The 24,219-nt window shown below is 28.6% G+C and carries 23 protein-coding genes, 2 pseudogenes and 1 other annotated feature; of the genes and pseudogenes, 18 read left to right on the forward strand and 7 right to left on the reverse strand.

Going from position 1 to position 24,219, the window contains the following annotated elements:
• The first annotated feature begins 160 nt into the window (after nt 1–160).
• The gene (locus GXK56_RS09195) at nt 161–370 is read left to right on the forward strand and encodes an alpha/beta-type small acid-soluble spore protein (RefSeq protein ID WP_160687170.1); all 210 of its coding nucleotides are present in this window, start codon (nt 161–163) and stop codon (nt 368–370) included.
• A 165-nt stretch (nt 371–535) separates the two neighbouring features.
• On the opposite strand, the gene GXK56_RS09200 is transcribed toward GXK56_RS09195, so the two are convergent.
• On the reverse strand, nt 536–1,837 hold the full coding sequence (locus GXK56_RS09200) for an Nramp family divalent metal transporter (protein ID WP_160687171.1): 1,302 nt from the start codon (nt 1,835–1,837) through the stop codon (nt 536–538).
• Nucleotides 1,838–2,031: 194 nt separating this feature from the next.
• Here GXK56_RS09200 and mntR point away from each other — a divergent pair, with 194 nt between their 5' ends.
• The 14 genes and pseudogenes from mntR to GXK56_RS09270 all read left to right on the forward strand — a co-directional run bounded on the left by mntR (nt 2,032) and on the right by GXK56_RS09270 (nt 19,021).
• On the forward strand, nt 2,032–2,493 hold the full coding sequence (mntR, locus tag GXK56_RS09205) for a transcriptional regulator MntR (protein ID WP_160687172.1): 462 nt from the start codon (nt 2,032–2,034) through the stop codon (nt 2,491–2,493).
• 156 nt (nt 2,494–2,649) lie between these two features.
• Entirely contained in the window at nt 2,650–3,036 is a 387-nt protein-coding gene (locus GXK56_RS09210) for a L,D-transpeptidase family protein (RefSeq protein WP_243156069.1), read from the forward strand.
• A 30-nt stretch (nt 3,037–3,066) separates the two neighbouring features.
• Nucleotides 3,067–4,114 (forward strand): annotated as a pseudogene (locus tag GXK56_RS09215) (galactose ABC transporter substrate-binding protein).
• Between the two features lie 835 nt (nt 4,115–4,949).
• A complete protein-coding gene (locus GXK56_RS09220; RefSeq protein WP_160687173.1) occupies nt 4,950–6,632 on the forward strand; it encodes a ribonuclease J in 1,683 nt (560 codons plus the stop codon).
• Between the two features lie 176 nt (nt 6,633–6,808).
• Nucleotides 6,809–6,865: a sequence feature (sodium ion sensor (DUF1646 type); this cis-regulatory element may regulate processes involved in with the transportation of sodium ions), on the forward strand.
• A gap of 203 nt (nt 6,866–7,068) precedes the next feature.
• Nucleotides 7,069–8,262 carry a Na+/H+ antiporter NhaA gene (gene nhaA / locus GXK56_RS09225; RefSeq protein WP_160687174.1) on the forward strand — a complete coding sequence of 398 codons (1,194 nt, stop codon included), beginning with the start codon at nt 7,069–7,071 and terminating at the stop codon, nt 8,260–8,262.
• 262 nt (nt 8,263–8,524) lie between these two features.
• The gene (locus GXK56_RS09230) at nt 8,525–9,115 is read left to right on the forward strand and encodes a DUF1836 domain-containing protein (RefSeq protein ID WP_160687175.1); all 591 of its coding nucleotides are present in this window, start codon (nt 8,525–8,527) and stop codon (nt 9,113–9,115) included.
• Between the two features lie 270 nt (nt 9,116–9,385).
• Nucleotides 9,386–9,628, forward strand: a complete 243-nt coding sequence (locus GXK56_RS09235) for a Veg family protein (RefSeq protein WP_160687305.1) — start codon at nt 9,386–9,388, stop codon at nt 9,626–9,628.
• A 523-nt stretch (nt 9,629–10,151) separates the two neighbouring features.
• Nucleotides 10,152–11,714, forward strand: coding sequence for an SPOCS domain-containing protein (locus tag GXK56_RS09240; protein ID WP_160687176.1), 1,563 nt, complete (start codon nt 10,152–10,154; stop codon nt 11,712–11,714).
• Nucleotides 11,715–12,006: 292 nt separating this feature from the next.
• Nucleotides 12,007–12,852, forward strand: a complete 846-nt coding sequence (locus tag GXK56_RS09245; RefSeq protein WP_160687177.1) for a cyanophycinase — start codon at nt 12,007–12,009, stop codon at nt 12,850–12,852.
• Nucleotides 12,824–15,463 carry a cyanophycin synthetase gene (cphA, locus tag GXK56_RS09250; protein ID WP_160687178.1) on the forward strand — a complete coding sequence of 880 codons (2,640 nt, stop codon included), beginning with the start codon at nt 12,824–12,826 and terminating at the stop codon, nt 15,461–15,463. The genes GXK56_RS09245 and cphA overlap by 29 nt, the downstream gene beginning before the upstream one ends.
• A gap of 152 nt (nt 15,464–15,615) precedes the next feature.
• Nucleotides 15,616–16,458 carry a 4-(cytidine 5'-diphospho)-2-C-methyl-D-erythritol kinase gene (gene ispE / locus GXK56_RS09255; protein ID WP_160687179.1) on the forward strand — a complete coding sequence of 281 codons (843 nt, stop codon included), beginning with the start codon at nt 15,616–15,618 and terminating at the stop codon, nt 16,456–16,458.
• Between the two features lie 75 nt (nt 16,459–16,533).
• Nucleotides 16,534–17,154, forward strand: a pseudogene (gene spoIIR / locus GXK56_RS09260) (stage II sporulation protein R); the annotation flags it as partial.
• A 271-nt stretch (nt 17,155–17,425) separates the two neighbouring features.
• Nucleotides 17,426–18,415, forward strand: coding sequence for a tRNA 4-thiouridine(8) synthase ThiI (locus GXK56_RS09265; RefSeq protein WP_160687181.1), 990 nt, complete (start codon nt 17,426–17,428; stop codon nt 18,413–18,415).
• 189 nt (nt 18,416–18,604) lie between these two features.
• Nucleotides 18,605–19,021 (forward strand): DUF1934 domain-containing protein, encoded by a 417-nt coding sequence (locus GXK56_RS09270; protein ID WP_160687182.1) that lies wholly within the window; start codon nt 18,605–18,607, stop codon nt 19,019–19,021.
• A gap of 127 nt (nt 19,022–19,148) precedes the next feature.
• Here the strand turns inward: GXK56_RS09270 and GXK56_RS09275 are convergent, their stop codons facing one another.
• The 4 genes from GXK56_RS09275 to GXK56_RS09290 form a co-directional block, all read right to left on the reverse strand.
• Nucleotides 19,149–19,604 (reverse strand): DUF3788 family protein, encoded by a 456-nt coding sequence (locus GXK56_RS09275; RefSeq protein WP_160687183.1) that lies wholly within the window; start codon nt 19,602–19,604, stop codon nt 19,149–19,151.
• A 118-nt stretch (nt 19,605–19,722) separates the two neighbouring features.
• Entirely contained in the window at nt 19,723–20,079 is a 357-nt protein-coding gene (locus tag GXK56_RS09280) for a hypothetical protein (RefSeq protein WP_160687184.1), read from the reverse strand.
• Nucleotides 20,080–20,097: 18 nt separating this feature from the next.
• A complete protein-coding gene (locus GXK56_RS09285; RefSeq protein ID WP_160687185.1) occupies nt 20,098–20,301 on the reverse strand; it encodes a helix-turn-helix transcriptional regulator in 204 nt (67 codons plus the stop codon).
• Nucleotides 20,302–20,313: 12 nt separating this feature from the next.
• A complete protein-coding gene (locus GXK56_RS09290) occupies nt 20,314–20,664 on the reverse strand; it encodes a hypothetical protein (RefSeq protein ID WP_160687186.1) in 351 nt (116 codons plus the stop codon).
• Between the two features lie 242 nt (nt 20,665–20,906).
• On the opposite strand from GXK56_RS09290, the gene GXK56_RS09295 reads away from it, so the two are divergent.
• On the forward strand, nt 20,907–21,782 hold the full coding sequence (locus GXK56_RS09295) for a DUF4097 family beta strand repeat-containing protein (protein WP_160687187.1): 876 nt from the start codon (nt 20,907–20,909) through the stop codon (nt 21,780–21,782).
• Nucleotides 21,783–22,129: 347 nt separating this feature from the next.
• On the opposite strand, the gene GXK56_RS09300 is transcribed toward GXK56_RS09295, so the two are convergent.
• Both GXK56_RS09300 and GXK56_RS09305 read right to left on the reverse strand, forming a co-directional pair.
• A complete protein-coding gene (locus tag GXK56_RS09300; protein ID WP_160687188.1) occupies nt 22,130–22,786 on the reverse strand; it encodes an ImmA/IrrE family metallo-endopeptidase in 657 nt (218 codons plus the stop codon).
• A complete protein-coding gene (locus GXK56_RS09305; protein ID WP_160687189.1) occupies nt 22,767–23,117 on the reverse strand; it encodes a helix-turn-helix transcriptional regulator in 351 nt (116 codons plus the stop codon). The genes GXK56_RS09300 and GXK56_RS09305 overlap by 20 nt, the downstream gene beginning before the upstream one ends.
• Nucleotides 23,118–23,354: 237 nt before the next feature.
• On the opposite strand from GXK56_RS09305, the gene GXK56_RS09310 reads away from it, so the two are divergent.
• Together GXK56_RS09310 and GXK56_RS09315 are read left to right on the forward strand one after the other, a co-directional pair.
• Nucleotides 23,355–23,573, forward strand: coding sequence for a helix-turn-helix transcriptional regulator (locus GXK56_RS09310; protein WP_160687306.1), 219 nt, complete (start codon nt 23,355–23,357; stop codon nt 23,571–23,573).
• Between the two features lie 115 nt (nt 23,574–23,688).
• Nucleotides 23,689–24,102, forward strand: a complete 414-nt coding sequence (locus GXK56_RS09315) for a hypothetical protein (RefSeq protein ID WP_160687190.1) — start codon at nt 23,689–23,691, stop codon at nt 24,100–24,102.
• Nucleotides 24,103–24,219 lie beyond the last annotated feature (117 nt).

Raw genomic sequence — 24,219 nt, forward strand, 5'->3', positions numbered from 1 at the left:
TTTATATTCGTAATATTAAAAAATGGAACCTTGGAGTTATTTATCTAAGTTTAGATTAGCCATACCAATTTTTCCAGTAATTTAATAGATTATAATTTTTCATAATGGTTAATATATTACTGCCAAGCAAAATTTATATATATTAAGGGAGGTAGATATTATGTCTTCAAACAATAGTGGAAGAAACAGAGTAGTAGTACCAGAAGCAAAAGCAGGTTTAAACAGATTAAAAACTGAGGTTGCTTCAGAAATAGGATTACAAAACTATGAAAGCCAAGATAAAGGAAACCTTTCTTCAAGACAAAATGGAAGTGTTGGCGGCTACATGGTTAAACACATGATTGAAAGCTATGAACAAGGTCTTAAATAATTAAAGAACTAAGTACATAGCAACCATATTCCCTAATAATCACAGATTTCCTCCAAAGTGAAAAAAAGCTGGTAGAATAATTATTATTCTACCGGCTTTTTTCAGGTAAAGACTTAAATTTTATAAAAGTACATATTCTGAGAAATAATCTTTAGATCATTTTAGTTAAAAAGGATTGCCAGTAAAGGTAAGGTATATGAGTACTATATTCAGCGTTATTATTATTGAGGCTATTATAATACCCAAGAATCTTACAAAGCCAGTGTTGGCTAAAGAGCCCATTAAGTCTTTACGTTTAGCTATAACAAGCATTTGGATAATTGGGAAAGGGAGTATAAAGCTAAGTGCTACCTGACTTAAAATAAGTGATTTCATTGGATTTATTCCAAGTCCAATTATGACTAGTGCAGGCAGCATGGTTATTAATCTTCTTATATTTACAGGTATACTTAGATTTACAAAGCCTTTCATGATGGTTTGACCTGCCATTGTACCAACTGCTGAGGAGGATAATCCAGATGCAAGAAGTGCTATTCCAAAGGCACTGCTTGATAAAGATCCTAATAAAGGCTGTAATGAAGTATGTGCCTGTTCCATTGTATCGACCATTAATCCATTTTTGTTAAATACAGCAGCAGATACTACAACCATTGCAGCATTTACTACAAAGGCAATGTTCATGGCAATAGTAACATCAAGTTTTTCCATTTTTAAATGCCTTAATTTTCCTTCATCAGAAGAATCAATGCCTCTGTGTTGAACTAATTGTGAATGTAGATAAATTACATGGGGCATAACTGTTGCGCCAAGCATTCCTACAGCAATTAATACTGCTTCATCATTAGGCAATGAGGGAATTATTGTATGCATTCCTACTTGAAACCAATCTGGTTTAGCAAGGAATAATTCCATGGTATATGCTATGCAAATAATGGAGACAAGTATTGTTATTATTACTTCAACAGCTTTTTGGCCATATTTTTCCGTATAACATATAATATAAGTTATTAAGCCTGTTATAAGTGCTGAGTAAATCATGGGAATATGAAATAATAAATATAATCCTAAGGTGCCTCCAAGAAATTCTGCCAAATCAGTTGCCATAGCACCTATTTCTGCTATAAACCAAAATAACCAGTTTGTAGGTTTAGAAAATACTTTAGCACACATTTCAGGAAGATTGCATCCAGTTGCTATACCTAGCTTGGCTGACATTATCTGTAAAAAAATAGCCATTAAATTACTAAATAAAATAACCCAGATGAGTGAATATCCGAATTTTGAACCACCACTTATATTAGTAGCAAAATTTCCAGGATCTATATATGCCACACTTACAACAAATGCGGGACCTAAAAATTTAGTTAATTGTCTTAATTTATTTATATTCGTATCTAGACCTTCTCTTGATGGTGAAAGCTTAGATATGAATATACCTGTGTTTTTTAAATTTCTTTCGTTCTCCAAGAAAACACATCCCTTTCTTATTTTATTTTATATATGGTTAACATAGTTATTGCTAATTAAATTTCTTAGCTTAAGCTAAATTTATTTCTATACTATAAATTATGCATTAGTTTAATGAATGCTACATTTATGTATTCTTTTTATTCATGTAAGCATATAATAAATTGAATAAATCGTAAGAGAGATGTGGTAATATGGCTAAAAAAGATTTTCATACCTTTAATGAATATATGAAAAAAGAAGTAAATTCACTTACACCATCTATGGAGGATTATCTTGAAATGATATATAGATTATCTATAAATAATGGATTTACGAGAATTCATGAACTTTCTAGTGCACTTAATGTTCAACCACCATCTGCTACGAAAATGGTTCAAAAGTTAAGTGAAATAAAAATGCTTAAGTATGAAAAGTATGGAATTATAATCCTTGAAGAAAATGGGAAAAAGCTTGGAGAAGTTTTACTTAACAGACATAATACAATTGAAAAATTTTTAAGAATATTAAATATTCCTGAAGGTGAAATATTAAAAGAAACAGAAAAAATCGAACATACAATAAGTGAAGAAACAACAAAATGTTTTCAGGATTTTGTTGAATTTATAAAGAAAAATCCAAACATAGCTGAAGATTTTAAAAATTTTAGAAAATAAAAATGTATAAAAGAAGTAATTTAATATAAAAATAAATAGGTATCATAGAATAAAAGATTCACAGGAAACACCTTCACCAATAGGTACGTGGAAAGTTATTGGTATGGGTAAATGGAGCGGCGGATTTGGTACAAGGTGGATTGGCTTAAATGTGTCATGGGGAACCTTTGGAATTCAGGTACAAATAAATCAGGTTCAATTGGGTCGGAAGCATCTCATGGCTGTATTAGAATGTTAAATAAAGATGTTGAAGAATTATATGAATATGTAAGGGTTGGAATGATAGTAGCCATATATGGAGGACCTTACGGAGGTTTTGAAAAAGGATTAGTAACTTTAAAGCCAGGTGATAGAGGTGCAGCAGTTTTAGAGGTACAGAGAAAAATGAAGGAAAAGGGGTATTATCTAGGAAAGCCAGATGGGATATATGGAGAAGGTATGAAAATTTATGTGATGGAATTTAAACAAGATCATGAGCTAACAGTAAATAATAATATAGATTATGAGTTTTATAAAAAGCTTGGGATTATATTAATAGAATAAAATACATATTTGATAAAGAGAGGTATTATAATGAGGAAGGGTAGAAAGATATTTGTTATTATAGATATAATTATTTCGTTTATTATAATATTCTCAGCTAATGAAAATCCAATTTATAGTGAAACATTGAATAAAAGACAAAAGCCTGTTAGGGCAGCAGTTTTATTATATAGATTTGATGATGCATATATTTCTCTTGTTCGTCAAAGTTTAGAGGAAATTCAAAAAAACAATCAAGGAAAAGTTGAGTTTACGTTTTACGATGGAAAAAATGATCAGAGAATACAAAATGAAACCATTGATAATATAATCGAAAATAATGATGCAGAGCTTTTATTGTTAGACATAGTTGATACTAAAAATTCATATGAGGTTATTAACAGAATTAAGGACTCTAATATTCCTGTAGTCTTATTTAATAGGGAACCACTTGATATTGGTGCGGTTCAATCCTATAATAAAGCATATTTTGTAGGAACTACTGTAGCAGAGGCAGGAATTTTAGAAGGTAATATTATTATTAATGAATGGAATAAGAACAAAAACTGTTATGGATATAAATGGAGATAATATATTACAATATATTATGTTAATAGGTGAAGCAGATAATAAAGAAGCAATTGCAAGAACTCAATATTCTATTTCAACAATTAATGATGCTGGGATTCAAACAAATGAACTAGCATCAACAGTTTGTGATTGGGAGAGGCAATCAGCAAGAGATAAATTTGAGCAGCTATATTTGTATTATGGAAATAAGATTGAAGCTGTAATTTCTAATAATGATGAAATGGCAATAGGAGCTATTGAAGCATTGCAAAAATATGGATATAATCTTGGAGATCCTTCAAAAACAATAACAGTGGTTGGAGTTGATGGAATTCCAGCAGCTCAGGAATTAATAAGAAAAGGTGAAATGGCAGGCACAGTACTTCAAGATGCATCTGCTATGGCAGAAGCATGTTATCTTATGGGAATGAATTTAGCAAATGGTAGACCGCCTCTAGAAGGAACTTTATATAAATTTGATGATACTGGAGTTTCTGTACGTATACCATATAAGGAATTTATATCTTAAAACTTCTATGAGTCACTATTAGATATGATAAAAACCTAAATTTAGCTATACTTATTTTTTAGAATAAATAATATTTTGGTTTGCTTAATTTAAAGGATGTAAAACAAATTTATAAATTTATGAGTGTAATTAAGAATAAGTTTCTTGTTACACTCATGTTAGATGTGGTATATTTTATATATATAAAAAAAGATGAATGAATATAAATGCTGACAATAATAAGTTTGTATTTATTCAAGTTTTTTTATAATAGTATAAAAAGATGTATTGAAGAAATGTTAAGGTGTAGTGATTATTAGTATAATTTTAATCTTTGCAGGAATTATTAAGATAATGCAGAGACAAATTAGATGGATTTTCATGTTGTCATGATACTACATATCGGAGAGAAAAGCATTTTAAGTACATTGAAAATAAGATTATGAAATAATGAAAATTTAGTGGTAACTGAGTTCTTATTGTTATTCTGAAAAGAATATTATGCTTTGTAGACTTCAATATGCGTCTTGATATTAGGTTGTTAGAGGAAGTATATTGTGAATTTTTTTATGGTAAAAAATTTCTTTGATAGCTGGCAGCTGTAGTATTCCTACTTTCTTAAAGGTGGAAATAACAGTGGACGCTTACGGATAAGTTTAAATAAATTTAGGTGGAATATAAAGCTTCACCTAAGAAGCTTCGCTTTATAGAAAGTGTACTGAGCTATTGTATTTTTTAGTATGATGTGCTGACTTAAGGCATAAGTTTTTATAACTTTTAAGTTGAAATGTTTTTTTGGAGTATTTTTATTTGAAGTTAAGAAGTAATTGAACTTAGTTACAAGTTAGGAGATAAAATGGAAAACAAAAATAAAAACAAAATTAAAAGTAAATTGAAAGTAATACCTTTAGGTGGATTAGGGGAAATAGGAAAGAATATAACTGCCTTTGAATACGAAGAAGAAATAGTAGTTATTGATTGCGGTGTTGCATTTCCAGATGAAGAGCTTTATGGAATTGATCTTGTAATTCCAGATGTAACATATTTGGTAAAGAATAAGGAAAAGATAAAAGGATTTTATATAACTCATGGTCATGAAGATCATATAGGAGCACTTCCTTATGTTTTAAAACAAATTAATGCGCCAATATATGGTACAAAATTAACAATAGGTCTAATTAAGAGTAAGCTTGAAGAACATGGCATGCTTCATGATTGTACATTAAATATTGTTAAGCCAGGTGAATTTATAGAATTAGATAAAATAAAAATTGAATTTATAAGAACAAATCACAGTATAGCTGATAGCTGCTCTATTGCTATGCATACTCCAGTAGGAATTGTTGTTCATACTGGTGATTTTAAGATTGATTTTACACCTATTGATGGAGAAGTGATTGACCTGCAAAGATATGCTCAGCTTGGGAAAATGGGAGTTGTTCTTTTATTAGCTGAAAGTACAAATGCTCTTCAACCAGGGTATACAATGTCTGAAAAGAAAGTTGGCGAAACATTAGAAAATCTTTTCTCTAAAGCAACAGGAAGAGTAATAGTTGCTACATTTGCATCTAATATTCACAGAGTACAGCAGATTGCAAATGCTTCTATAAAAAATAATAGAAAGATTGCTTTCAGCGGAAGAAGCATGGAAAAGATAAATGAAGTTGCAAGAGAGCTTGAATATTTATTTATACCAGAAGATATGATAATTGATTTAAATGATATTAAAAAATACCCAAATGACAGAGTTACAATAATAACTACTGGAAGTCAAGGGGAACCTATGGCAGCACTTACAAGAATAGCAGCAGCTACTCATAAGCATATTCAAATAGAAAAAGGAGATACTGTTATTATTTCAGCAACTCCAATACCAGGAAATCAAAAGGCTGTATCTAATGTAATAAATGATCTTACAGAAAGAGGAGCTAATGTAATATACAAAGCAATAGAAGCTATACACGTTTCAGGTCATGCCTGTGAACAAGAACTTAGATTGATTCATGCATTATTAAAACCTAAATTTTTCGTGCCAGTACATGGTGAGTATAAACATTTGAGAAGCCATGGTAAAATTGCAGAAAACATGGGGATGGATAAAGAAAATATATTTTTAATGGAATCTGGAGATATATTAGAAGTAGCAAGAACTAAAGCGCAAATAACTGGAAAAGTTCCTTTTGGAAGAGTTTTAATAGATGGTGCAGGAATTGGTGATGTAGGTAATATTGTGCTTAGAGATAGAAAAAATCTAGGTCAAGATGGAATTATAACAGTGGTTGTTGCTATAGACAGAGCAAACAAAACTGTAATATCTGGGCCTGACATAATAACAAGAGGTTTTGTTTATGTAAGGGATTCAGAAGCGTTGATTAGAGAAATTAGAGATGTTGTAGCTAATGGCGTAAATAGATGCCTTGAAGGTAATTTAACTCAATGGTCTGAAATCAAAAATGCCATAAGAAAAGATGTAGATAACTTCGTTTATACAAAGATGAAGAGAAAACCTATGATTTTACCTGTAATAACAGAAATCTAATTCAGTTATGAATTAAGAGTTATAAGTTCAGAGCTAGAGGTTGAAAAGCCTCTGGCTTTTTTTTAATTAAAGTGCCAATTACCTTATACTAAAGTTAAAAACTTGATAAATATATTTCAATATAGTATAATATGTATTATAAAAGGTTAATTATTAACTGTTAGTTAAAAGGATTCGGTTGGGTAAATTTTACAATTTGCTTTCAAGCAATTTAGTTTCTGGGGTGGGAAACTCTATTTAAGTTTCCCATCTTTTTTGTTAAATTTTTTAGGAATGATAGATATTAAATGGTGAAAAAATAATGTTTTTGGAAATAAATAATAATGTATAAAAGATTTTAAATAATTAACCAATATAAATAAAATTAAAATATAGTGAAACACTGAAAATAACAATTAATATTTCACTTAGATAATAAGAAATGAGGAGATAAATTATGTTACATAAGATATATAGAAAAATTTTAAATCCATTTATATATTTCTTTAAAAATGAAGCTTCAAGTGGAGTAATACTTTTAGCTTGTGCAGTTATTGCAATAATAATAGCAAATTCAGGTTGGGCTGGAGCATATGAAAATATACTTCATACATATATAACTATTGGATATAAAGATTTCTCTTTATCAATGTCAGTTCTGCACTGGATTAATGATGGATTAATGGCTATATTTTTTCTTGTAGTTGGTATGGAAATAAAACGAGAAATAAAATTTGGAGAGCTTAAATCTTTAAAAAAGACAATACTTCCTGTCTCAGCAGCTATAGGAGGCATGATTGTACCTGCAATCATTTATGCAGTATTTAATTATAATGAGCCAACCATTACAGGTTGGGGAATTCCTATGGCAACAGATATTGCGTTTGCATTGGGCATACTTTCTCTAATAGGAAAGAAAGCTCCTAAAGGAATTATTGTATTTTTAACAGCTTTGGCTATAGTTGATGACTTGGGTGCTATTATTGTTATTGCAGTATTTTATACTAACCAAATTTCTTGGATTGCTTTAATTATTGCAGGGATTATTTTAGCTTTACTTATAATCGCTAATAGATTTAATGTAAAATCTACAGCGGTATATATTATTTTGGGCATAGTTTTATGGATTTGTATTTTAAAGTCAGGTATACATGCAACAATTGCTGGAGTACTCCTTGGAATGGTTCTGCCATCAGGAAAAAGTGTTCATGATTTTGAAGTCTCAATTTTGCATAAACTTGAGCATATTTTAGCACCATGGTCTTCATTTGTGATTATGCCAATATTTGCTCTTGCTAACTCAGGTATAGCTATAGATATTAATAGTGTATCAACAGGTATATTTGAACCAGTAAGCCTAGGAATTATATTTGGATTGTTTGTAGGAAAACAAATAGGTATTTTTGGAGCTTCATATATTTTAGTGAAATTAAAGATTGCAAGCCTTCCACATCAAGTAACTAAAAGACATTTATATGGTGCAAGTGTACTTGGAGGCATTGGCTTTACTATGTCACTATTTGTTTCATCTTTATCATTTGCAGATCAAGGAATATTGACTGAAGCAAAAATAAGCATTATGATTGCTTCAATTTTAGCTGCAGCAGTAGGAGCTATAGTTTTTGCACTTATAAAGATTAAAAGTGAATAGAAAATATATTTAGTATTTTTTGATTGTTTTTTACTAAATGGTAAAAACTATACTAATAAATAAAACTACTACATCATGTTTATTTAATGATTAACATTGAATATAATCTTATAAAGTGATCAATATAAAGGTATAGAGTTTGAAATGATTTGTGATAAGTTAATTAATACGGTATAATATAGGTATAGATAAAAGTCTTATGAATTAAAAGAGTAATAAAGAAAATACTATTAATTGAGACTGGAGGTATTAGTATTAAGATATGGAAAAGGATTTTTATTCAAATTATATAGAACAATTAGTTAAGGAAATGACTAAAAACAGTTTAGTTTCATATGAAGATTTACCTCAATTCGACTTATTTTTATCTCAAGTTATAGATTTTTTGAATGATAAATTCGAAGAGGAAGAATTTACAAAGAATATAGTGCAAAATTATGCTAAAAGTGAGGTTATATCTAAACCAGAAGACGGAAAAAAAAGAGGTTATACTAAAACTCATTTGATTCAACTAATTTTAATTAGCTATATGAGGCCGCTTTTAACAACAGAAGAAATTAAAAAAGTGTTTAAACTTGCTTTTAATGAAATAAATGATCACAATGATGATATATTGTCATGGGAAGAAACGTATAAAATATTTATACAAGTACAAAATGAAAGTTTAAGTACTCCCCTAAATCCAGTGTTAAACCATGAAGAAAAATTTGAAAAAATCATAAAAGAACTTGATTTAAAAGCTAATGACGAGGAAAGAATAAGAATTTTCTTATTAGTTATATTCTTGATATCAGAAGCAAGTGCTATTAAGAAATTGGTTCAAAAATTAGTTGATAAATATGAATGGAGTTAAATAAAAAGCAAACTGTAAAAACTATTTCTACAGTTTGCTTTTTATATTATTTATGAAGTTAATTATTTAGAACTTATGTACTATAAAAATTTATTATTAAATAGAATAATATTTAGAAATATGCAGATAATAAAATGAAATACCGTAAAAAAATATTTATTTGGAAAAATGTTTACATTGACAAGTATAGGTGGAAAATGATAAAATATTAATTTTGCTTGACAAAATAATTGGGTTGGGGTATAATTGTATGAGAAAGAGGGTGTATACATGGAAAGAATAAAAACTATTGCTTCCATTAAAAACGACATAGAGAGACATGTAGGTCAAAAGGTCACTCTAAAGGCAAATGGTGGAAGGAAAAAGATTTTAGTTAATGATGGCATCATTGAAAGCGTGTACCCAAGCATTTTTGTAATAAGATTAAAAGATGACACCCAAAGGACTGTGACATATAGTTATTCAGATGTATTAACAAAGACTGTACAATTGGTATTTCCAACTAGGATATAAACTTCGATTTTATCGAAGTTTTTCTTTTTGTGTAAATAATTATTTTTTATTTTAAAATTGTATTTTGAAAAAATATATACATGAAATTGACTTAAATTAAATAAAATATAACCTAAGAATCTAAGTATTTAAAAATGTATATATAATATAAATTAAAATTGATCAATGAAAATTCAAAAAGATCATTTATGGAAAAGATGTATCATAATTATAGTTAGAAAGGATGTCTTTAGTAATTTTTTAAACAAAAAAAGAAAGATGGTGGGTTTCCATCTTTCAACTATGGTATAAAAGGGTATTGAGAATTTATGAGAGGTTATATGGTCAATAACCAATTACTATATTACGACAAAAAAATAGATATGTCAATAAAAAAACGAAAAAAAATTTAAAAAAATGAAATATTGGGCGAATTAGATAGAATCGTTGGTCAAAATTAATATAAATATGGTCATTTTTTAATCATAAAGTTCAAGGTGCATGTATATAAATAAATAATAGGAATTTTATGGAGGTATAAAGTATGGCAGAGATAGATATTATAAAAGAAAATGTACAGTTCGAAAAATTGCTTAGGGAAAGTAATTCCAATACGGTATTAAAAGATGAATATTTGATTCCAGACACTCATCCTGATGTACAAGAAATATTAACTGTTGAAGCTAGACCAATGATAATTAACAAAGAAATAATAGGAGATAAAATAATCCTAGAAGGCAAGGTTGAATATACAGTAATATATTTAGCTAGAGAAGATGGACTTGTTGTAAATTCAGTTAATTATAATCAAAACTTCACAAATAATATTGATTTAAATCAAGGTGAATATAAGGTTATTTGTGAAGCGCAATGTAATGTAGAACATATTGAAGCTGCAATTATGAATGAAAGAAAGATATCCATTCAAGGTGTAATTACTATAGATTGGGAGCTTTATAAGAGTAATGAATTTGAATTTGTTAAAGACATTCAAGGTAGTGATCAAGTAGAGGTTTTAAAGAAAACAGAAACAATAAATAAAATAAGTGCAAATGAAGATATGGATTTAACTGGAAAGTGTATGATTAGGGTTGGAATGGATAAGCCTCAGGTAGGTAAGATATTGAATTGTTCATTAAAACTTCACAAAAAAGAAGTTAAGATTACAGACGATAAAATTTATCTTGGATGTTATTGTAAATTAAACATCCTTTATAAGGGAGAAGATTCTAAGGAAGTAATTCCATTAGAGGATGATATTTATTTATCCAAGGAACAGGAGGTTCAAGGAATATCATCTGATATGATACCAACTGTTTGCTATGAAATATCAGATAATGACTTGATGCTTGAGGAAGACGATTTAGGTGAAATAAGAATAATAAATGATGAGTTTACAGTTAAGGCCAATGTTAAAGTATTTTCAAAGGAGAACATAGATACAATTAAGGATGCTTATTCTAATAAGTGTTTAATCGGGCTCAGAAAAGATGAGTATGAAGTTGGAATCCTTCATGGGGTAAACAATTCAGAAGCTATTGTTAAACAAAACGTTCAATTAAAAGAAAATGATATGAGACCTGATCATATTATTTCAGCTAATGCAGCTATAATATTAACTGATAAGCAAGTCATGAAGGACAGAGTTGTTGTTGAAGGAATTGTTAAGGCAGATATATTGTATAAAACGACTAATGAAGAGAAATACTTAGCAAGTGTTAAAGCTGAAATTCCATTTACAGCAGCCATTGAAATTTCTGGTGCTGATGAAAATATGAAGTCTATAGTAAAGGCAAATTTAGAGAACATAGAGGCAGCAATTGAAGGCAATAGTATAGCAGTTAAAGCAGTAATAATACTATCGGGTAAAATTTTATATGAAGTGAATAAAGAATTCATTTCAGATGCATTTGAAGAAGAAGGCGATATGTCTCAAAAAAAAGCAAGTATAACTATTTATGTGGTAGGACCAGAAGATACCTTATGGGAATTAGCTAAAAAATATAATACAACGGTTGCAGATTTAGTTAAAGTAAATAAGGTTGAGGACTCGCAACATATTCAGGAAGGACAAAAACTAATAATTCCTGGAAGAGCAATTTTTTAATCAGTTAAGAGTTAAACCTATAAAAAGAGTGGCTATGCACTTCTGACAAGAGTGGCTATGCCACAATGCGGAACTTATCTGCAACGAGGACCTTAAAATCAGCCTAGAGTTAAGGAGGAAAAGCGGAGCTTTTCTGGTTTTTTAAAATATAATATAGAATTAAGTTTGTGGAGAATGCCTCAAAATAAATTACGTAGTTAATTTATTTTGGGGTGTTTATTTTTATTTATTTTTTGAATAAATATCAGATCAGTGGTAATAATATTTATTGCATGATATGAGGTGATAATAGTTGAAAGATGTTTTAAGTGGCAACTTGATAATTATTGGAGGTGCCGAGGACAAAGAAGGCAAAAAAGAAATATTAAACAGGGTATGTAATTCAATTAATAAAGATCAGGATATATTATTAATTGCAACAATTGCAACTGAATACCCTAGGGAAGTAGCAGTCAAATATAAAGAGGTTTTTGGGGAACTTAAGGTTAAGAATATAAAAGTTCTTGATATTAGTGAAAGAAAGGATGCTTTTGATCAAATTAATGTAGAATTAATAAAGGAAGCTTCACTGATATTTTTTACAGGCGGAGATCAATTAAGGATAACAAGTTTGATTGGTGGTACTCCTATTTATGATGCTTTGAAAGAAGCTTGTCATAAGGATACTTTTATTGTAGGTACATCAGCAGGAGCCTCTGTTATGAGTGACACAATGATAGTTGAAGGTAAGGAGGAGGATTCGCCAAGAAAATGTACGTTAAAAATGTCACCAGGTTTTGGATTGATAAAAGATGTTATAATTGATCAGCATTTTGCCCAAAGAGGTAGGTTTGGAAGACTTTTAACTGGAATTGCACAAAACCCTGAAATTTTAGGAATAGGTATAGATGAAAATACAGGAATAGTAGTAAATAAGTCTGGAGCTATTGAGGTTATAGGGGAAGGCGCGGTTTATTTTGTTGATGGGAGCACAATTACATATACTAATGTATCAGAATTAAAAGCTGATGAAATTTTAAGTATGCACAATGTAAAATTGCATATATTAACTGATGGAAATAAATTTGACCTAATAAAAAAGTTACCTTTTGAGGAGGAGCAGGTTAGTCATGAAGATAATACAAAAGAGAATATATGAAGAACAGAATATTTATTCTCATAAGAAGTGCATAAGAATAGATGTTGATTTAGAAGGTTACTGTGAAATACCAAGCAAAAATATACCAAATTTTAATTTCAACCTTGTAAAAATGATACCAGAGCTGAAAACTCATAGATGTGGAATTGATGAAGATGAGGGCTTTGTTAAAAGACTTGAAGAAGGAACTTATTTGGCTCATATTTGTGAACATATAATGATTGCTATACAAAATAACTTAGGGATAGATGTATCCTATGGGAAAGCAAGAGAAATTGAAGGTGATATGTATTATATTATTGTTCAATATGAATATAAAAATACTGTAGTTGAAGTAGCTAAGCTTGCTGTAGATTTGGTCGATTCATTAATTAATCAAATGCCTATAGATTTTAAAGGTAGAATGAATATAATAAAAGAGATATTAAAAAATGAGCATATAGGATGTACTACAAAGGCAATTTGTGATGCAGCAAAAGAATATAATCTTCCAGTTACTCAGCTAGAAGATAGCAATATTTATCAAATAGGTTATGGTAAAATGAGTAGATTTATAGAAGCATCTATAGGAAGTAGTACAAAGTGTGTAGGAGTTGATATTTCTTGCGACAAGCTTTTAACCAAGCAATTGCTTAAAAAGCAGAATATTCCTGTAGCAGAGGGAGCTAAAGTATTTAACATAATTGGTTTATTACAGGATGCAGAAAAGATAGGTTATCCAGTAGTGCTAAAACCTCAATGTGGGAACAAAGGAAGAGGCGTAATTTTAAACATAAAAAATCAAAAGCAGTTAGTTGAGGGATATATAAATCTGCAAAAAAGTTTTAAAGATATAATTATTGAAAAATATTTCGAAGGTAATGATTACAGAGTTTGTCTTGTAAATTACAAAGTGGAAGCAGTAGCTTTAAGGTTAGCTCCTTTTGTTATTGGAAATGGAAATGATAATCTTAAAAGATTAATTGAAGTTTTAAATGAAGATCCATCAAGAGGAGAAGATCATGAAAAAGCTTTAACCAAAATAAAAATAGATTCAGAATTGGTTTCATGTTTAGAAAAGAGAAAACTAAATTTGGATTATATACCTAAGGATGGAGAGAAAGTATTGCTTCGAGAAAATGCTAATCTTTCTACAGGAGGTATGGCCATAGATTGTACAGAGGAAATTTGTGAAGAAAATATAGAATGTTGTGTAAATGCAGCTAAGGCTTTAGGCCTTGATATATGTGGAATTGATATCTGTACAAAGGATATAAGTGTTCCGCTTGAAGAAAATGGCGGAATCATAATGGAGGTAAATGCAGCTCCTGGAATAAGAATGCATCATTATCCTTGGAAGGGCAAAAAGCGTAATGTTGGAAAAGCAATATTAGAAATGCTTTATGATAATAATCCCCAAAGTATTCCTATAATATCTATTACAGGGACTAATGGAAAAACTACAACTACACGTTTAATAAGTCATGTACTAAAGAAGATGGGAAATCGTGTAGGTATGACTTGTACTGATGGTGTATATTTAAATGATAGGTGTGTTCACAAAGGTGATGATACAGGGTTTGACAGTGCAAAGACAGTATTAATGAATAATGAAGTAGATGTTGCTGTACTAGAAACTGCTAGAGGAGGACTGGTTAGGAGAGGTCTCGCTTATAACCTTGCTGATGTAGGGATAATAACAAATATAACAAATGATCACTTGGGGTTAGATGAAATCAATTCAATTGAGGAGTTAAGCTTTGCAAAGGCATTAGTAGGTGAAGCAGTAAAAAAGGATGGCTTTGTAGTTATAAATGCTGATGATAAATACAGTAAAACTATAATAAACAGATTTGAAGCTGAAATAATATATTTCTCTAAGTATAAAGAAAATCCATTGATACAGGAAAATATATCAAAGGGGAAAATAGCTGTATTTATTGAAGATAACAAGATATGTGTAGTTAATAATCATAGAAAATATGATATAGTTTCAATAAAAGAAATGCCCATATCCTATGATGGAAAGCTTGAATATAATATTGAAAATGCAATGGCAGCTTGTGCAGGGCTTGTAGGATTAAATATTGATTATTGCATGATTTCAAAGGGATTTATGGACTTTAAATTAAATAGTGAACATAATAGTGGAAGATTTAATATATATACCTATGGAGATAGAAAAATAATTTTAGATTATGCTCATAATATTGAAGGATATAAAGCTATAATATCTTCTTTGAAAAAGATTAAAAAAGGAAATAATTTAATTGGGGTAATTGGTATTCCAGGAGATAGAAGTAATGATATAGGATATGAAATTGGGGAAATATGTGCTAATAATTTTGATAAAATAATCATAAAGGAAGATAAGGATAAAAGAGGAAGAAAGTCTGGAGAGGTTGCAGCTATATTAGAAAAGGCTGTATTAGATACGAAAAAAAATGCAAATTTAAAAGTGTGTTTAGATGAGGTAGAAGCATTAAAGAACGCTATAAGAATGAGCCAAAAAGGTGATATAATTATAGTTTTTTACGAAAAGCTAGAACCACTTTTGGATATTGTAAAAGGAGATTCCAAAGAATATATAGATGAATTAGAAATTACAGACAAGAAATGTGAAACTGTATAGTAATTTTAGGCATATAAAAAACTAATGAAGTAAAAAATCACTTGGGATTTGTTAGTTTTTAATATGCCTAAATCTTTTTCCTTAAGTTAATTAGACAAGATATTTTACCTATGATAAAATATTGTTAAAATGTGCTGAAAGGATATATGAAAATGAAGATTAAGGCTTATGCAAAAATTAATATTGCCTTAGATGTAGTAGGGAAAAGAGAAGATGGTTATCATTTGCTTAGAATGATAATGCAGAGTATAGATTTATATGACACAATTATAATTGATAAAGTAGATTCAGGAATAATATTAAAATGTAATAAACATTATGTTCCTACAGATGAAAGGAATTTAGCATATAAAGCAGCAAAGCTATTTATTGAAACTTATTCTATAAATCAAGGTGTTGAAATTGATTTGGTCAAAAACATACCAGTCTCAGCAGGACTTGCAGGTGGAAGCACTGATGCAGCAGGTGTGTTAAAGCTTATGAATACAATCTTTAATGTTAATGCTTCAGAAGAGGAATTAAAAGCTTTGGGCTTAAAGCTTGGAGCAGACGTGCCTTATTGTATAAGTGGAGGAACTGCATTATGTGAAGGTATTGGAGAAAAAATTACCCAACTAAAACCATTTAAAGATAAGATATTAATTTTAATTAAACCACCATTTGGAGTATCAACGAGAGAAGTCTATAAAGAATTTGACTTAAGCAGGGCGATTTTTCATCCTAGGATAGAAGAATTGATCAATGCTATGGAGAATGATGATATTTATTTTGTTGCAAATAATATGAAGAATTTATTAGAAAATGTAACACTTAAAAAGCATAGAACTATAACTAACATAAAAGAAGAAGTCAAATTAAATGGTTGTATTGGAACTATGATGAGTGGAAGTGGTCCTACAGTTTTTGCTTTCTTTGATGATATGTTAAAGGCTCAAATGTGTTATGACAATATGAAAAAGAAATATAAGGATGTATTTATAACTAGAACTATTTAATATAAAATTATTTTTAGATATAACGTATAAAAGCCTCCTAAGTGGTAATAATTTTAACTGCGAGGGGGTTTGTTTATGAGACAAATTTTAAGATTAAAAAGAATGATTTTTGTAGTTTTAATATGCATTATTATGAGCGTATTCCAAGGGTGTACAAGCATGGGGACAGACCCCTGGAACAATATGGGAAATAAAATGGTTAATACAGATGATGATTGTAAGGATGTAAATTCAAAAACTCAAAATAAAAATAGAATTCTAGATTATGATGAAGTTAAGAATAATTTAATAAGATTTCATGTTATTGCTAACAGTGATACTGAAGAAGACCAAAATTTAAAATTAAAAATAAAAAATAAAGTTATAGATTACTTATATCCTTATTTAAATGCTTCTGAATCCTTAGAAGAATCTAGAAATATTATAAAAGATAAGATGGAGCAAGTTAAAAAGCTTGCAGAAGAAGTAATTAAGGATAATAATTATAGTTATGGTGTAAAAACTGAATTATCAAGAGAAAACTTTCCAGAAAAGTCTTATGGGAAAATAACTTTGCCTCAAGGAAATTATGAAGCCTTTAGAATAATAATAGGGAATGGTCAAGGGAAAAATTGGTGGTGTGTAATGTTTCCACCATTATGCTTTGTAGATGAGACTAAGGCAGAGGTTGAATATGATAAAACAGAAAAGAAAATAAATTCTCAAAAGGGTGACTTTGATTTTAGCATAAATTTAAATGGAGAAGATGAAAAATCAAATAGTGGAGAGAAAAAATCAGAAACAATTGACAAGGAAAAGAATAGTAAAGATCAAGACCATAAAAAAGATAATAAGGACAATACAGAAAAGCAGACTAGTGATCAAGAAAAATCAGATAAAATAGATGCTGGAGATAAAGAGAAAGTACAGATAAAATTTAAAATAGTAGAATTAATAAAAAATTTATTTAATTAGGAGGTCACAACAGATGACAAGAGCATTAGCTATGGTTTCAGGCGGGCTAGATAGTATTTTAGCAGCTAAGTTGATTAAAGAACAAGGAATAGAAGTAATAGGAATTTGTTTTAGATCTTATTTTTTCAATGAAGAAAATGCAAAGAGAATGACAAAGCAGATAGATATACCTTTAGAGGTTATAGATTTTTCAAAGGAACATTTTGAGATGGTTAAAGACCCAAAGCATGGATGGGGGAAAAATATGAATCCATGTATAGATTGCCATTCTATGATGATGAGATATTCAGGTGAAATGCTTCAAAAATTTAATGCTGATTTTATTATTACAGGTGAGGTTTTAAATCAAAGACCTATGTCACAAAATAGATCTGCATTAGATGTTGTAAAAAAACAATCTGGTTTTAGTGATAAAATATTAAGACCATTATGTGCAAAAAATTTAAAAGAAACTCAAATGGAGATTGATGGATTAGTTGATAGAGAAAAACTTTTAAGTATTTCAGGAAGAAATAGAAAACCACAAATGGCATTAGCAGAGCAATGGGGAATAAAGGATTATCCATCTCCAGCAGGAGGCTGTAAATTAACAGAACCAAATTATTCAATAAGATTAAAGGAAACTATAGATAGAAAAGAAGTGGTTTCTGAAAAAGACCTACACTTATTAAAATTTGGAAGACATTTTATAACAGACAATAAAACGAAAATCATAGTATCAAGAACTGGAGAAGAAGGAGAAGAATTAAAGAAATTATTAAACAACAAGGATATAATGTTTATAACTTGTAATTTCAATGGTGCTATGGTTATAATTCCAGAAGGTGAGACTCCAAACGATGAAGATTTAACATTTGCTTGCAGATTGGCTGTTAGATATAGTAAAGGCCGAGATGAAGCTTTGGTTAAAGTTAAATTTGGTAAAGTATCAACTGAATTTACTGATACTAAGGAAGTAAATTCTATGACTCAAGAAGAGTTGGACAAGTATATAGTTAATTAGAATATTATTATTTTTATTTAGTTAATATTATATATTGGTATGTGTGTTGAAAAATGATTTTTTATAAATTGATTAATGCTATCTAAGGTCATTTTGGTTTCTTGTTCCAATATATGCATATATAAATTTGTGAACATAAAGTATATAATTAATAAAATAACGTGAATTTAAAATTTTGGAGGGAAATTAATGAACAAAAAAGCAGTTATCACCGTTGATAGTGCTATTTTTAATGAAGAAGAGGATACAATAAGCGTAGTTACACCTGGAGATTTTTGTGAAACAGAATATGGTTATAAGGTACAGTATGATGAAACAAAGATTTCTGGAATGGAGGGTACTAAAACTACGATTTTAATAAGAAAAGATTCTTTTGATTTAATAAGAGAAGGTACTACAGAAACTAAAATGGAATTTGAAAATAACAAAACAACAACATCCTTATATAAAACACCTTATGGTGTAATGGACATTAGAATAGATACTAGAAAGCTAAAAATCAATGTTAGTGAACAAGGTGGAAATATTGATGCTCTTTATGTGCTAGAAATAGGTGGACAACCTGCCATGAAAACTAATTTATCTATTGATATAAAAGTTAATTAAAAATACTTCAAATGAAAAATAAGCAGCCATTTTAAATCCAAGTGATTTTAAAAACTGCTTATTTACGTTTTTATCAAGGAAAGATATTTACGAAAAAACCTTTACATATTTGCTTTGGCTAATGCTGTTAGGAACATATGGAACTTACTGTATTTAAAACAGGTTTCTTTTTAAAAGCAAGCAATCTCATTAATTCAACAATATCCTCTTCAGTTTTTGGCCTGTAATTAATCCAACCACCATCACTGCAAGGATATTTATCTTTCCACAATTCTTTTGTTAAAGGGAGACCTTCCTCAATTAGCTGATTGAGTTTTTCTTTATTAGTTGAACTTAATTGGAGCATTACATCTATTTGACCTTTTTCGAAAAATACATAACATAAGTGTTTTGTTTTGTGAGAATATTTATACCCCCATCCATAATTATTTCCAAACGGAAATTTCAATTCTTTTTTCATATCATATTGCTTTGAAAAAGCTTCATCAAATTTAGTAAGCAGAAGTTGTCCAGTATTCCCAATGTGTTTAAAGATTTCAGCTTTTGTTGGTGTAAAATTCTTATCTAACATTCTACTAACCATAATAATTTCTCCAATCATAATTTATATAAATTTTTAATTATATGCTTTCATGTTCTTAGATTATAAGAAAGAAATTTGATTTATAAATTATACTTTGAATTTCCTATTTTAAGTTGTTCTATAGATAATATGCTGTGATTAAAATAAATATACTTGAAAAAAGTAAAGCTGAGTTAAGAAGCTTTTTAATATTTACTTCAGGCTTATTTTTTATATCTTCATGTTCATATGCTTTAAAATCAATATTAGATACATATTGAGAGTTAACTTGCCCTAAAGAGCTAAGTGAAAGTCCTAATGAATTACCAGATATATTTATGAATAATTCAATTATAAATACGATTAATCCTAATAGGAAAGCTGTATCTTTTAAGGTGTAAGAATAAAAGTGTGAAATAAAGAATGAAATTAATCTAAGTATAAAATAATTAATAAAGATAATTGAAATAAACTTTAGAAATTTTAATTTTTTCATAAAATCACTCCGTAAAATCTAATCTTGATATTCTAATATATCACCAGGCTGACATTCTAATTCACGGCAAATAGCTTCAAGAGTAGAAAATCTTATAGCTTTTGCCTTGTTGTTTTTTAATATAGATAAATTTGCATTTGTAATGTCTATTCTTTCTGCTAATTCTGTAAGTGAGATTTTTCTTTTTGCCATCATAACGTCTAGATTTATAATAATACCCACCGTTTCACTCCTTTAAATAGTAAGATCGTGTTCATTCTTTAGTATAACAGCTTTTTCAAATATTTCAGCTAAAACAAAAGCCATACAAGTTATTACAAGATATATTAGGAAACTTCCTTTAATAGAACCATATTTATTTGCAAACAGTTCAAAGTTACTTGGAACTCTATAATTAATTATAGCATCAGAAATTGAAATAACGATCATATAATATGTTAAGCAGACCAATAAATAAATAATTATTTGTATTGAAAATTTATACACAAACGGCGCTATCATAAACATTAATAAAAATAATCCTGCAGAAAACTGTGAAATGTTTAATAATGCCCTTAAAAATTTTAAAGCAAAATGCTTTTTCATAAATAAACCACTCCTTATAAAATATGGTATTAATAATATATCACTAATTTTATTAGAAAACAATACATATTTATTGTTTTTCGATAAAAATGTTATTGAAATATGTATAAAAATAGTAAGTTAAAAATTTACAGTCATAAGGAAAATTTAAGAAATTAATGTAAGTATATTAAGATTTGAAGCTTATAATTTCATATATAGTTAGTAATTTTATAATAAATGGAAAATGGGGAGGAAATATTGTGAAAAGAATATTAGTTTTAGGAATTATAAGTATAATAACACTTTCAATTATAGGATGTGATGCAAATTCAACTACACAAAATTCTAAGTCTAATTATGAAAGTAATAATATAAGTGCTGAAATAAGCAATAGCTCAGATAATAATGACAATAAAGCAGCAGCAACTGAAGATATAAGTATTACTATAAATAGTAATGAAACAATAGATGAAAAGATTGCCATGGAAGAAATAAATGATGTTAATATTGAAGTTTCAGCCGCCAAGGTATCTATTAAATCATATGATGGTGAAGAAATAAAGATAACTGGTAAGCTTTCTGAAAAAAGTAAAGGCATGACTATTAATAAAAAGAATTCAAAATTTGAAATTATTGAAAAGGGATATAATGTAGTGGGGTCCTTTAAAAGTGATGATGATAAATCTGTAATTGATGTTTTAATTCCTTCAAAATTTAAAGGAAATCTTACTTTTAAACAAGGTGCGGGATTAGCTGATATAGAAGGATTAAAGGTAAAAAACATTGATATTTCAGGAGGAGCTGGCAAATTGCAATGTAATGAAGTTAAATTTGATAAATTAAATTTGAATTCAGGAGTAGGAATGGTTGATTTGAATTTAAATGAGAAATGTGGCGATATTGCAATAAACGGAAGTATTGGTGAAACTAACATTAGGATGGCAGAAGTAGGTGGTAATCTTAAATATAGAGGAGGAGTTGGCAATGTTAATATTACAATTCCTAAGAATTCACCAGTTAAGTTTGATGTGGAAAAGGGAGTTGGAAGCTGTAAAATTGATGCAAAAACTTCAAGTGAACAAACCTATACCTTTGATTTAAAAGCTGGAGTAGGTTCCATAAATATACGAAATTAATAAATTAAATGGATTTTTCTATAAATGAAAACTGGTAGAAGGTAGAGAAGACTATTAAAAAGCTTATATTTTAAAGGGATTTTCAGAGATTGGATGAAAAAGTAGGAGATTAGTATTTGATGTAGTTGACTATAAAGAAAATGAGAATTGAAAAAGTAAAACTACTAGAATAGGTTTTTTACTCATAATCATATTGATCCAAAAAAATAGCAAGTAAAATTGATGAAGATATTTTACTTGCTATTTTTTATATTTTAAATTTTATTAGTTCCAAAAGGTAAGTAGATTAAATTCAAATAAAATATGGTTTTAGCAGATAAAGTAAATTCGCCATTAACTTTTATGAATTAAAAAGAATTCATAAATGCGAGATATTCCTCATAATCCTGTCTCTTTTTATCTAAATAATTTTGAAAATTTCTTATGATATTTCTATCAGAGCTGGTCATAATTTCATGCTTACACCATTTTCTATAATTATCATATCTATATTTAGCAGCTTGTGAAGATAAGGCACAAAAAATTTCTATATCATATGAACATCTAACATTTAATTTTTTTAATATAATTGGATTTGATAGTAAAAGCCCAGTGAAATGATTGGCTTCTGCTTCTTTAAATCTATATTCTTCTTCAGTTAAATTTTTCGAAAATAATTTTGTATTATTTGAATAATGTCGGCATAAAATATGACCTAATTCATGGGTTAATGTCCATCTAATTCGTCCTTCAGATTTATCGTCTAAATCATTGTAATAAATAATATATCTATCTAAAGGCTTAAAATAGTCAGTACACCCTTCTTCAGAGGTTAATATTTCAAAAGTTTCTTCTTTAGTTAAGTTATGACCAATCATAAATTGATGATAAGAAACTATTTTTATATTATCGAAAGAATTAATTATTTTAAATATATCTATAGGAAATTCAGTGATATTTAATTTTATATAAATATCATTAACAATATTTTTTATGTATTTATATCTAATCGTCAAAGTACTCATCAAAAGCAGATCTCAGAATATTCATCATTTTTTCTTTATTTTTAGGATCCATTTTCTTTCGAGCTCTTTCAATTCTTCTTATATCATCATCAATTTCTAGTATAGATTCATCAGTGTTATCATTAGTAGATTTGGCCGTGTCGGTAGAAAGTAAATAGTCAACGGTTGTATTTAAGGCTTGAGCTAGTTTTATTAAAGTATCGTTGCTGGCACCTTGTTTATTTCCTTCTATCATACCTATGGCTGATTGGCTGAGTTCAATAGATGCAGCTAATTCTTGTTGAGTGAGCCCTAAATTTTTTCTTAGCTGCTTAACTTTATCACCTAACATATAATCACCTCTTACTGATAATTTTATCATGTTTACTGATAAAATCAATGGAGATTTTAAGAAAATGAAAGATAATGGAAGGAATAGTCATATATTTATTAAAAATATCAGTATTTATAATGCGAACATACTTTCGTATTATCAGTTTTGCTGATAAAATAATATTATGTTAATGAGGAGAAAACTAGATTAGTTAATAAAAATAAATATATAAAGAGTAGGAGCTGAGAAGTGGGAATGAAATTAACACCAATAAGATTAAGAAGATTAAAATTGGGTTTTAATAGTGAGGAGGTCATAGAGTTACTAGACATAAGTAAAAGTACTTTTTATAAATTGGAGCAGGGCTGGGCAAATCCTTCACCAAAGTTAATCAAAAGGATAGCTGAAATTTATGAATGCACTACTGATGATATATTTAGGGATTTAAAGATAAGTGGAAAGAAGAAAGACTAACTAATAGGTATAGTTGTACAAGTACAAGTTACTTCAAAATAACTTGTGAGATTATAAGATAAATGGCGAGTTAAATTAAGTTAGAAAAATATAAAATTTTAAGGGGGTATTTATTATGAATAATACTATAGATAAAGTAAGAAGATATAAGGAAATGTTAGCCGATATTGCAGATATAAACATAAGAGTTCAAGAATTGGAAGAAGAAATCTTAGGAACAAGTGGACAAAGCATGGAAGAACGAACAGGAAAAACTTATAAGATTACTTCTAGTGTTGAGCAGCAAGCAGAACTTTTAATGGAAAGGAAAGAGCAATTATATAGAGAACAGGCAGCTAAAAAAAGAGAACTAGAAAGAATAAACAATGCAATGACAATATTGACAGAAGAAGAAAAGGATATAATACAAATAATTCATATAGAACGTAGAAAATATTATGTTGTGCAAGATAAATTAAATTTATCTTACCAAAGAATCAAGCAATTGGAGAAGCAAGCAGCTAAAAAAATGGAAAGGTATGTTTCATAGCAAATTTTGTTGTATTAAAGAGAGAGTATTTAATCAAGACTAAAAATTACCATTTTGCGATAAATTGATTGTAAAATAGTATAAATCTTGTTAATATTGTTACAATCCTTAAGGACA

This window comes from Clostridium sp. C2-6-12 (assembly GCF_009928485.1).
GTDB lineage: Bacteria > Bacillota > Clostridia > Clostridiales > Clostridiaceae > Clostridium.

What these genes read in the sequence shown, in the direction of transcription:
- GXK56_RS09195 (WP_160687170.1), top strand. Translation starts at nt 161, where the DNA reads ATGTCTTCAAACAATAGTGGAAGAAACAGAGTAGTAGTACCAGAAGCA.
- mntR (WP_160687172.1), top strand. Translation starts at nt 2,032, where the DNA reads ATGGCTAAAAAAGATTTTCATACCTTTAATGAATATATGAAAAAAGAA.
- GXK56_RS09210 (WP_243156069.1), top strand. Translation starts at nt 2,650, where the DNA reads ATGGGGAACCTTTGGAATTCAGGTACAAATAAATCAGGTTCAATTGGG.
- GXK56_RS09220 (WP_160687173.1), top strand. Translation starts at nt 4,950, where the DNA reads ATGGAAAACAAAAATAAAAACAAAATTAAAAGTAAATTGAAAGTAATA.
- nhaA (WP_160687174.1), top strand. Translation starts at nt 7,069, where the DNA reads ATGTTACATAAGATATATAGAAAAATTTTAAATCCATTTATATATTTC.
- GXK56_RS09230 (WP_160687175.1), top strand. Translation starts at nt 8,525, where the DNA reads ATGGAAAAGGATTTTTATTCAAATTATATAGAACAATTAGTTAAGGAA.
- GXK56_RS09235 (WP_160687305.1), top strand. Translation starts at nt 9,386, where the DNA reads ATGGAAAGAATAAAAACTATTGCTTCCATTAAAAACGACATAGAGAGA.
- GXK56_RS09240 (WP_160687176.1), top strand. Translation starts at nt 10,152, where the DNA reads ATGGCAGAGATAGATATTATAAAAGAAAATGTACAGTTCGAAAAATTG.
- cphA (WP_160687178.1), top strand. Translation starts at nt 12,824, where the DNA reads ATGAAGATAATACAAAAGAGAATATATGAAGAACAGAATATTTATTCT.
- ispE (WP_160687179.1), top strand. Translation starts at nt 15,616, where the DNA reads ATGAAGATTAAGGCTTATGCAAAAATTAATATTGCCTTAGATGTAGTA.
- GXK56_RS09265 (WP_160687181.1), top strand. Translation starts at nt 17,426, where the DNA reads ATGACAAGAGCATTAGCTATGGTTTCAGGCGGGCTAGATAGTATTTTA.
- GXK56_RS09270 (WP_160687182.1), top strand. Translation starts at nt 18,605, where the DNA reads ATGAACAAAAAAGCAGTTATCACCGTTGATAGTGCTATTTTTAATGAA.
- GXK56_RS09275 (WP_160687183.1), bottom strand. Translation starts at nt 19,604, where the DNA reads ATGGTTAGTAGAATGTTAGATAAGAATTTTACACCAACAAAAGCTGAA.
- GXK56_RS09280 (WP_160687184.1), bottom strand. Translation starts at nt 20,079, where the DNA reads ATGAAAAAATTAAAATTTCTAAAGTTTATTTCAATTATCTTTATTAAT.
- GXK56_RS09290 (WP_160687186.1), bottom strand. Translation starts at nt 20,664, where the DNA reads ATGAAAAAGCATTTTGCTTTAAAATTTTTAAGGGCATTATTAAACATT.
- GXK56_RS09300 (WP_160687188.1), bottom strand. Translation starts at nt 22,786, where the DNA reads ATGAGTACTTTGACGATTAGATATAAATACATAAAAAATATTGTTAAT.
- GXK56_RS09305 (WP_160687189.1), bottom strand. Translation starts at nt 23,117, where the DNA reads ATGTTAGGTGATAAAGTTAAGCAGCTAAGAAAAAATTTAGGGCTCACT.
- GXK56_RS09310 (WP_160687306.1), top strand. Translation starts at nt 23,355, where the DNA reads ATGAAATTAACACCAATAAGATTAAGAAGATTAAAATTGGGTTTTAAT.
- GXK56_RS09315 (WP_160687190.1), top strand. Translation starts at nt 23,689, where the DNA reads ATGAATAATACTATAGATAAAGTAAGAAGATATAAGGAAATGTTAGCC.